This is a genomic window from Bacillus sp. JJ1503 (assembly GCF_036965125.1).
Classification (GTDB): Bacteria; Bacillota; Bacilli; order Bacillales; family Cytobacillaceae; genus Cytobacillus.
Genome location: NZ_JBALOZ010000117.1, coordinates 22,893 through 32,572, shown reverse-complemented (window position 1 = coordinate 32,572; position 9,680 = coordinate 22,893). Strand labels below are relative to the sequence as shown.

Sequence of the window (9,680 nt, the reverse complement as noted above, 5' to 3'; positions counted from 1 at the left end):
GAAAATGGTATCACCACAGATGGAAATACCAAAGCAATTGCCAAAAATGGTATCACCACAAATGGAATTGCCGAAGCAATTGCCAAAAATGGTGTCGCCACTAGAAGAAATGCCAGTGAAACCATACGCTCCAAAAATGCCAAAGCCCATTATGCCTAATTTAGCGGCTCAGCAGCAGGCACCACAGCTCCCGCCAAAACCAGTAAACATCCTTCCACAAGTTAAACCAATTGCCCATGTAAGCCCTGAATCAATTGAAAGTGATCATATAAAACAAGGAGGGTTTTATCAGCCAATGTATCCATACCAACCACACAGTTTTTATCCTGTTTCTCCAGTCATGCCTGGAACTGGATTTCCTGGAGGATATCCACAAACTATGGGCTACCCGCAAGTTCAGGGGGCAGCAACTATGCCTATGTATCAGGCACAAGCAATGCCGATGCATCAAATGCCGCATTACGGATTAGCAGGTGTCGAAAGCCATGGTTTTGAGGAATCATCCTCATTCATGCCGATGCATCAAATGCCATATACGAATCCAGCCTTTACTCAAGTACCAGGAGCACAGATGCCAGCACCTGTAATGGGTGTTCAAGAGATGGGGCAGCATCAATTGCCGCTTCAGCCAACATATACGGCACCAGCGATGCAGCCAGCCTATGGATATCCACAGGCGCCATGTCCTCCTTTCCTGCCACCAATGATTCCGATATCACCAGTCATGCCTGGGTCCGGTTTTTGCGGACCAATGCTATACGAACAAATGCCGTATGGATATCCGCAAATGGGTGTAATGCCTCAAGTACAAGGGGTGATGGAGGAATCACCTGGTATGGCTCAGATGCCTTTAATGCCAACTCAAAGTCAGATGCCGATAATGCCAACTCAAAGTCAGATGCCGATAATGCCAACTCAAACCCAGATGCCAATATTGCCATCCCAAAGCCAAATGCCATTAATGCCAACACAAGTTATGCCAATGCAAGGAGTAAAAGAAGATTGCGGCTGTGGCAGCGGAGCCCCACAAATGTTTCAGGGAGCGTATAATCCAGGCTTTGGAGCACCTGGAATGTATGACATGGGAGTAGCTCCAATGTACCGTGCTCCATATGGACAGCAATATGGCAATCCGCAAATGGGTTACCCTATGACTGGGGTCATGAACCCATATATGAGTCCATATGGACCAGGGCCATTGGGAGGTCAGGCTTTGGAGATGCCGCGAAGCTTTGAAGAAAGCGATGAATATGAAGATTAATCACGGAGGAGACGATTTATTTCTTAATCGTCTCTTCTCCTATTTACAAAATCAGCTAACGATTACAATTGAAGAAATTAAACCAATTAGAAAAAAGGTTTTTTATGTTAAGGCGACTGACAAGGATTTTATATTAAAGGAATTTTCGACTTTTTCACGACTAAAGCAGCAGGAAGATTTAGTAACGTCTTTGAAGGAAAAAGGATTTTTAAAAACATATTCTTTTTATCAATTGGCAAAGTATCCGCCATTACAGTTTGAAGGCAGCTTTTATGGTTGTCTGGAATATATCCAGCCTTCAGATCATTTATTTACATTTCATCACCAGCAAGATCAGCAGGAAGGTTTATACTTATTAAACGATTTTCACTCAGCAACAGAAAATATGGCAAAACAATTTGAACAGAGACTCCCCCATTTTAATCAATTTGCCAAATGGAATGAAAGATTAACGATATTTTTTAATAATCTGCCGATCATTAAATATTATGTGCAAAAAGAAATAATTAATGAGTTACTCGTTTGGGCAGACTGGTCTTTAAAAGGGATTCAGGCAGAAGCTAACTTTTTTCAAAGCGGGAAAAAGGTTATTCTGCATGGCGATGTCGCCCATCATAATTTTTTGCGAGCAAACAACGGTGAATTACATCTGATTGACTTTGATTTAATTAGTATAGGACTACCACATTCTGACTATCTCCAATATGCCAATAGGATATTGCCTAACTTACAATGGTCATTTAAGGAGCTGGAAGGTATTAAGATCATACACCCGTTTATGCTTGAAAAGGGGTTTTTATACGGGCTTGGGTATCCAACTGACATTTTCAGGGAATGGAATCGTTCTATAAGAGAAAGGTCGCATTTACAGCAAGAAAAAATTCAGCATTTGCTTCATATAACAGTTGGACAATTTAAAGCAAGGCAAGAATTTTTCAAGGAATTGCAAAATAAGGTTGAATAAGTGTGAATTGGTCGTAACTAGACAGAATGAAAGCGAGTCTAACCTGCCACCCTATTAATGAGCATTAGCTCATGCTTTTACTATAGCGAGGGGGGTTTTTCGCTTGAATAAAAAGCTATTTGCACTACCTGTTGCAGCGATAATGTCGATAGGTTTAGCTGGATGCGGAGTAAATGATAATGAAACAGCTGTCCAAGACCGTAATAATAAAAACGTTCAGCCAATAGGGTATTATTCAAGTGATAATCAGCCAAATGGCGGAGGAAATGCCCGTATTCTTGATGGAGTGGATAATGATGGACCCGTTACTGAAATGATGGATAATACGATTAATAATGGGGACCGAAATTACCAGCGACTGCAAAATGACGGTTTCAGCCGGAATGATGCCAATTACCATGGGCATCTAGGCTTTAATGAACGTAAGCCGCGATCCTCTTATTATGAAGGCTACGATGGAAATTTCATCAATCAAATTAATCAGGCTGCCCGTGTAAATAATGTGAGGGACGTTGAATCACTTGTAAATGGAAATGATGTCCTAATCGCTGTCAATCTTGCTGATAATGATCGAAAACAAGAAACGATCACAAAAATCCAACAAGCAGTTAGTCCTTACTTAAATGGAAAAACTGCCCATATTGTCACAGATTCATCGACCTTTAATCGTATAAAGGTGATTGATAATGACTTGCGGGAAGGCGGCCCAAGGGATCAGATTAATTTAGACACTCAAAACATCTTTAATTCGCTGAAAAAACGGTAAATTTAACGGATTTGGACAGGTTTTTGATAAAACGCTGCAACAAGTACAGAAACATAAGGAGCAAAGTTATGCTTTGCTCCTAACTTTACTTATTTGTGGAGAATGGTTAATACTCTGCGTAGCTCTGTAGCAGCTATTTGTCCTGGTGCAGATGCTTTTTTCGCAGAACCGAATGTTATGCTTGAACCAAAAATTCCTCCTGATAAACGGCTTATTACCCCTTTTTCTGCCATCGACATCGTAATAATCGGGCGATCAGCATAATGATCATACATTGTAAGTGTGGCTTCTAATAGTGTTAAGACATCTGATGCAGTTGTAGGCATGACAGCAATTTTGGGAAGATCGCCGCCAAGCTCTTGCGCCTTACGGAGACGTCTAATTATTTCATCTTTTGGAGGCGTTTTTTCAAAGTCGTGATTGGAAATGATAACAAAAACATGATTGGTGTGTGCGGTATTTACAACCTCTCTAATAATAACCTCATCACTAAATAATTCTACATCCACAATATCCACTAAACCTGTATTGATAACTGCTTTATTTAATTCCGCATAATAGGCAAGGCTGATGTCTTTTTCGCCGCCTTCCCTTGCACTTCTAAAAGTGAAAATAAAAGGCGTAGAAGATAATTCCTTGTGGATTATTCCCAAAGCCATTTTAACTTGGTCAATATCCTCAACATTCTCGAAAAAGTCGGCCCGCCACTCTACTAAATCTGCATCAATTGTTTTTAAATACTTTGCCTCTTCTTTTATTTGACTTATTGTCTCCCCAATAATAGGGACACATATTTTCGGAGGCCCATCGCCAATTACAATATTCTTAACTGTTATTTGCTTGTTCAAGAGTAATGTTTTTACAATCTGGTCGGAAACTTCTTCCGCTTCTAGATTTTCTGTTTCAAACTTATGATGGTGATGAGAATAAATTTCCTGTCTTATTTGAAAAAGCTCTTGAATTTCGTTCAAAGATTTTCCTTGCAGCACAGGACGGCTATCAATAATTAAAGGAATTCTTTCCTTCCAGCTTTCCCAAGGCAAGTGAATATAAATAACAATACAATTCGCTAAACAGGCCTCTCTAATTTCTTTTTGAAGAAAAGCTCCTCCGCCAAGAGATAAAATATGAGATTTTTCTTGGCTCAATTTAATAATGAGTGCTTTTTCCTTCTCCCTAAACTGCTTCTCACCTAGCTGACTAAAAACTTGGGATATGGGCATTTGAAATTCTTTTTCTATTTCAACATCTGTATCAATAAATTTCCGGCCAAGCTTTTCAGCAACCAAATTTCCGATAGTTGTTTTGCCAACTCCCATAAATCCAATAATAACTATGCTTTTTTCCCTCAAAGGAATTTCTCGGCTTAACAAAATACATGATCCCCCTAAGTAAATATAACTTTTCCTCATTATAGAACTTCTCTCATGCTAATCATAGTTTAAATATTTTGTTATTTGCTCATTTACTATTTTGAATGATTCACTGTTTATTAATAAATTTGTAAAATATAACCGGATAAGGAAGAAAAATATGGTCACAATAGTTAATGAAATGAAACAAAATTTAAAGGCACCGTATTCAATAACGAGGTGATCAATAATGAGAACCAAATGGTCCATAGTCCTTTGCTTTGCTATTCTACTTTTGATTCAGTTTTCCCCTATCAATGGATTAGCAGAGGGAAATGCTTCACAGGGGAATATGGGGAATAACAAGGTTACAACTTTTGAGGAACCACTGCATATAACGGTCGTTTTAGAGCGTATGTATATGGATGGAGAGTTAAGCCAGGAACTTCTTACGGAAACAATCTGGTCCATGGAAGAATTTTGGGCGAAATATGATGAATGGCAGCTTATAGATATGGAAGAAGAGAAAATGATCTTCCGTAAATATATGGATGACATATCCCCATTACTGAAAGCGAACGGTTATTTTGGCATTACAGATAAAGGGGTTTTAACGATCTTTAACGGAAGGCCGCATAAGTCAAATATAATCCAGTCCTTTTTTCAGATTGACTTAGGCCGGCTTGAAAGTAAAAAGTGTGAGGAATTAAAAGAAGGAATCCCAATAAAAACAAAGGAACAGTTTGTTGAAGTGCTGGAGACATTTAAGTCTTACTCCAAAGTAGATAAACAAGCGAATTAAAAAACAGTGACAGCTACTACAATTACAGTGGCTGTCACTGTTTTTTTGTGATGATTATTTACATACTCAGCCTTGGTTTTTTACTGCTATTTTTTCTACGAATATATGTAAAGTATGATACAATGATGTACAGCAAAATAGAGGAGCGAAAAGGCATTGTATGAATTTATTAAAGGGCGGGTTGACTATATTGGGCCCGAATTTGTTGTCATCGAGAATAACGGTATAGGCTACCAAATCTCTACTCCAAATCCATTTAGCTTTTCAAAGGATTTAGGACAAGAGGCTAAGGTATTCACTTACCACCATGTGAGACAGGATGTCATAGCCTTATACGGTTTTCATTCGAGAGAAGAGAAAACGCTGTTTATTAAACTATTAGATGTTACTGGAATTGGACCGAAGGGGGCATTGGCCATTCTGGCATCAGGGGAACCGGAACAAGTGGTTCAGGCGATTGAAAATGAGGATGAAGCATTCCTTGTGAAATTCCCGGGAGTCGGTAAAAAAACAGCGAGACAAATGATCCTGGATCTTAAAGGGAAATTGCAAAATATTGTACCGGACTTTTTTCCAGATTTATTTTCACAGGATAAATTACATCCTCAAATGAACGAGCATAGCCAAGAGTTTGAGGAGGCAATCCTTGCATTAAAGGCACTTGGATATTCGGAAAAGGAGATTAACAAAATATCTCCGGCATTAAAAAAAGAAAAATTAACAACAGACCAGTACATAAAAAAAGCGCTGCAAAGGCTGTTAAAATAATGGCTTAGTTATTACTAATTGAAATTGTGGTGATGATATGGAAGAACGTATAATATCTAGTGAGGCTGATCTGCAGGATCTCTCATTTGAACAAAGCTTACGTCCCCAGAATTTAAAACAATATATCGGTCAGGATAAGGTAAAGGAAAACTTGGAGATATTTATTAAAGCGGCTAAGCTCCGACATGAAACCCTTGACCATGTTTTACTTTACGGTCCGCCTGGCCTTGGGAAAACGACCTTGGCAGCCATTATTGCTAATGAAATGGGTGTGAATATCCGCACGACAGCTGGACCTGCTATAGAGAGGCCAGGAGATCTTGCAGCCATTCTTACAGCACTAGAGCCTGGGGATGTGTTGTTTATTGACGAAATTCACCGCTTGCCGAGGACAATTGAAGAAGTTTTATATCCAGCAATGGAAGACTTCTGTCTAGATATTGTCATTGGAAAGGGCCCTAGTGCGAGATCCGTTAGGCTAGATCTCCCCCCATTTACTCTAGTGGGAGCTACAACAAGGGCAGGTTCTTTATCAGCGCCTTTACGGGATCGCTTCGGAGTACTTAGCAGATTGGAATACTATAATGAATTCCAGCTTCAGGAGATTGTGACTAGGACAGCGGAAGTATTAGATACAGAGATTGAGCCTTTGGCCGCAGCCGAAATTGCTAGAAGGTCCAGAGGGACTCCGCGAATTGCCAATAGGCTGTTAAGAAGAGTGAGAGATTTTGCCCAAGTTAAAGGGAACGGCATAATTGATGAGGCCCAAGCAAATGAAGCCTTGGAGCTTCTTCAAGTTGACCGTTTAGGTCTTGATCATATTGACCATAAATTATTAAGAGGGATCATTGAAAAGTTCCGTGGAGGCCCTGTCGGTTTAGAAACCATTGCCGCAACAATCGGTGAGGAATCACTTACTATCGAAGATGTTTATGAACCATACTTATTGCAAATCGGGTTTCTACAGCGGACACCGCGAGGACGGATCGTGACAGATTTGGTATACAGGCATTTACAAATAGAGGTGCCTGAAGATTAATCCATCCTTTTTGTATGAATGGAGAAAAGCAGAATAATATTAAAGTTGGTGTCAGCATGAAAGTAGACTTATTTGATTTTCATTTACCTGAGGAACTTATTGCACAGACTCCTCTTACCGAGAGGACTAGCAGCAGATTAATGGTGCTTGATAAAACGACAGGTGCAATCACACATGATACATTCAAACATTTAAAAGATTACCTAAAAGCTGGGGACTGCCTTGTCTTAAATGATACAAAGGTGCTGCCAGCAAGACTTTTAGGTGAAAAAGAAGGCACCGGTGCAAAAATTGAGGTGCTCCTATTGAAACAGCAGGATGGGGATGTATGGGAAACGCTTGTAAAGCCAGCGAAACGAATAAAAGAGGGGACAAGGATTGAATTTGGAAATGGACTGCTTTCCGCTGTTTGTGTTGGAAGCTCAGATCATGGAGGAAGAACCCTTGAATTTCATTATGAAGGCATTTTTTATGAGGTGCTCGATCAATTAGGGGAGATGCCTCTTCCGCCATACATAAAGGAGCAATTAGAGGATCGAGAACGGTATCAGACTGTTTTTGCCCGTGAAAGAGGCTCTGCAGCTGCACCTACGGCAGGACTCCATTTTACAGAGGAATTGTTAGAGGAAATAAAAAAAATCGGTGTACATATTGCTTTTATTACTCTCCATGTTGGTCTTGGTACATTCAGGCCTGTTAGTGTAGAGGAAATTGATGAGCATGATATGCATGCAGAGTTTTATCAAGTAACAGAGGGGACGGCTAATCTTTTAAATAAGGTTCGTGAAAGCGGCGGCAGAATTATTACGGTCGGGACAACCTCTACAAGAACACTAGAAACAATTGCTTCTAAACATGATGGCCGGTATGAAGAGGCAAGCGGCTGGACAGATATATTTATTTATCCTGGCTATGAATTTAAAGGTATTGATGGGATGATCACAAACTTTCATTTGCCTAAATCCACGCTTATCATGCTAGTTAGTGCTCTAGCTGGCAGGGAAAATATATTGCATGCCTATCATAAAGCGGTGGAGGAAAAATATCGATTCTTCAGCTTTGGGGATGCCATGCTAATTTTATGAAAAAGTTTAACTGAAAAAATGGTTTAATCATGGAAGGAGAAAACTGAATTGACAGCAATTCGCTATGAATTAATTAAAACATGTAAACAAACGGGTGCTCGTCTTGGACGAGTTCATACGCCGCATGGCTCCTTTGAAACCCCTGTGTTCATGCCTGTCGGTACGCTTGCAACCGTCAAGACAATGTCCCCTGAAGATTTAAAGGAAATGGGAGCAGGTATTATCCTAAGTAATACATACCACCTATGGCTACGCCCGGGGCAGGAGATCGTTGAGGAAGCGGGCGGTCTGCATAAATTTATGAACTGGGACCGTGCCATCTTAACCGACTCGGGAGGCTTCCAAGTATTTAGCTTAAGCGAATTCCGTAAGATTGAAGAGGAAGGGGTCCATTTTCGCAATCACTTAAATGGAGATAAGCTCTTTTTATCACCGGAAAAAGCGATGGAGATTCAAAACTCGTTGGGCTCCGATATTATGATGGCTTTTGATGAATGTCCGCCATTCCCGGCTACTTTCGAATATATGAAGAAGTCAGTGGAACGAACTTCCAGGTGGGCTGAGCGCTGTTTACAGGCGCATAAAAGGCCAAGTGACCAAGGTCTTTTCGGTATTGTTCAAGGTGGCGAATATGAAGAATTACGGAAACAAAGTGCAAAGGACTTAGTTTCACTTGATTTCCCTGGCTATGCTATCGGTGGATTATCAGTAGGTGAACCAAAAGATATTATGAACCGTGTGCTTGAATTTACAACTCCATTACTCCCATCTGATAAACCAAGATACTTAATGGGGGTTGGATCACCTGACTCATTAATTGATGGAGCCATTCGCGGCGTAGACATGTTTGATTGCGTGTTGCCGACTAGAATCGCAAGAAATGGTACTTTAATGACAAGCGAAGGCCGATTAGTTGTAAAGAATGCAAAATATGCCAGAGATTTTGGTCCAATTGATGAGCATTGTGATTGCTATACTTGCCGAAATTACAGCCGTGCCTATATCCGGCATTTAATTCGTTGTGATGAAACTTTCGGAATTCGACTTACGACTTACCATAATCTATATTTTCTGCTAAAATTGATGGAAGGGGTCAGACAAGCGATCAGAGAAGACCGACTTGGTGACTTTAGAGAAGAGTTTTTCGAAAAATACGGTTTTAATAAGCCTAATGCGAAAAATTTCTAATTTGCATATTCAAAAAGATGGACAAACCCTGACTTTTTGAGGAAAATCTTTTTATATGGAAGGAGGGAAAGTAAATGGAAATGTTAGGTACAATTGGACCACTATTGTTAATGTTTGTTCTATTTTATTTCTTGCTTATTCGTCCGCAGCAGAAGCGCCAAAAGGCGGTTCAAACAATGCAGGGCGGCCTGAAAAAGGGAGATAAGATTGTTACAATCGGGGGTCTACATGGCTTTGTCGATGCTATTGATGAAGGAAAAGTAGTCATTAAATGTGGTGATGGTAGCCGTCTTACATACGATCGTGCTGCGATTCGCGAAGTAACAGAGTCAGCTGCTGGCGGAGATATGCTAGCAAAATCTTAATGAGAAAAGAAGCGGGATTATTAGATTCCGCTTCTTTTTTTATTATATGTCTAGCTCCAGCGCCTACCCCCTCGAGGTCACAAGCCAATC

At 40.2% G+C, this 9,680-nt stretch carries 9 protein-coding genes and 2 pseudogenes; 9 read left to right on the top strand and 2 right to left on the bottom strand.

What is annotated here, in order from left to right:
* From V7149_RS10375 to V7149_RS10365, 3 genes and pseudogenes are all read left to right on the top strand, one after another.
* A pseudogene (locus V7149_RS10375) lies at positions 1-1,261 on the top strand (SafA/ExsA family spore coat assembly protein); the annotation flags it as partial.
* The gene (locus tag V7149_RS10370; RefSeq protein WP_335345552.1) at positions 1,233-2,225 is read left to right on the top strand and encodes a phosphotransferase; all 993 of its coding nucleotides are present in this window, start codon (positions 1,233-1,235) and stop codon (positions 2,223-2,225) included. The pseudogene V7149_RS10375 and the gene V7149_RS10370, both read left to right, overlap by 29 nt.
* 103 nt (positions 2,226-2,328) lie before the next feature.
* Entirely contained in the window at positions 2,329-2,991 is a 663-nt protein-coding gene (locus tag V7149_RS10365) for a YhcN/YlaJ family sporulation lipoprotein (RefSeq protein WP_335345551.1), read from the top strand.
* An 89-nt stretch (positions 2,992-3,080) separates the two neighbouring features.
* On the opposite strand, the gene aroD is transcribed toward V7149_RS10365, so the two are convergent.
* Complete coding sequence (gene aroD / locus V7149_RS10360) at positions 3,081-3,839, bottom strand: type I 3-dehydroquinate dehydratase (protein WP_335345562.1); 759 nt, start codon at positions 3,837-3,839, stop codon at positions 3,081-3,083.
* A 15-nt stretch (positions 3,840-3,854) separates the two neighbouring features.
* Positions 3,855-4,310, bottom strand: a pseudogene (locus V7149_RS10355) (shikimate kinase); the annotation flags it as partial.
* Between the two features lie 283 nt (positions 4,311-4,593).
* Between V7149_RS10355 and V7149_RS10350 the strand changes: the two are divergent.
* The 6 genes from V7149_RS10350 to yajC all read left to right on the top strand — a co-directional run bounded on the left by V7149_RS10350 (position 4,594) and on the right by yajC (position 9,590).
* Positions 4,594-5,145 (top strand): intercompartmental signaling factor BofC, encoded by a 552-nt coding sequence (locus V7149_RS10350; protein WP_335345550.1) that lies wholly within the window; start codon positions 4,594-4,596, stop codon positions 5,143-5,145.
* Positions 5,146-5,301: 156 nt separating this feature from the next.
* Positions 5,302-5,913, top strand: coding sequence for a Holliday junction branch migration protein RuvA (gene ruvA / locus V7149_RS10345; protein WP_335345549.1), 612 nt, complete (start codon positions 5,302-5,304; stop codon positions 5,911-5,913).
* A 37-nt stretch (positions 5,914-5,950) separates the two neighbouring features.
* The gene (ruvB, locus tag V7149_RS10340) at positions 5,951-6,952 is read left to right on the top strand and encodes a Holliday junction branch migration DNA helicase RuvB (RefSeq protein ID WP_335345548.1); all 1,002 of its coding nucleotides are present in this window, start codon (positions 5,951-5,953) and stop codon (positions 6,950-6,952) included.
* A 56-nt stretch (positions 6,953-7,008) separates the two neighbouring features.
* Positions 7,009-8,037: a tRNA preQ1(34) S-adenosylmethionine ribosyltransferase-isomerase QueA gene (gene queA, locus V7149_RS10335; protein ID WP_335345547.1), complete on the top strand. Its 1,029-nt coding sequence runs from the start codon at positions 7,009-7,011 to the stop codon at positions 8,035-8,037.
* A gap of 48 nt (positions 8,038-8,085) precedes the next feature.
* On the top strand, positions 8,086-9,225 hold the full coding sequence (gene tgt / locus V7149_RS10330) for a tRNA guanosine(34) transglycosylase Tgt (RefSeq protein WP_335345546.1): 1,140 nt from the start codon (positions 8,086-8,088) through the stop codon (positions 9,223-9,225).
* Positions 9,226-9,299: 74 nt separating this feature from the next.
* Positions 9,300-9,590: a preprotein translocase subunit YajC gene (yajC, locus tag V7149_RS10325; RefSeq protein ID WP_335345545.1), complete on the top strand. Its 291-nt coding sequence runs from the start codon at positions 9,300-9,302 to the stop codon at positions 9,588-9,590.
* The last annotated feature ends 90 nt before the right edge of the window (positions 9,591-9,680 follow it).

Bases quoted from the DNA above. Each gene is read 5' to 3' on its own strand.
- ruvB (WP_335345548.1), top strand. From the start codon at position 5,951: ATGGAAGAACGTATAATATCTAGTGAGGCTGATCTGCAGGATCTCTCA.
- yajC (WP_335345545.1), top strand. From the start codon at position 9,300: ATGGAAATGTTAGGTACAATTGGACCACTATTGTTAATGTTTGTTCTA.
- queA (WP_335345547.1), top strand. From the start codon at position 7,009: ATGAAAGTAGACTTATTTGATTTTCATTTACCTGAGGAACTTATTGCA.
- V7149_RS10350 (WP_335345550.1), top strand. From the start codon at position 4,594: ATGAGAACCAAATGGTCCATAGTCCTTTGCTTTGCTATTCTACTTTTG.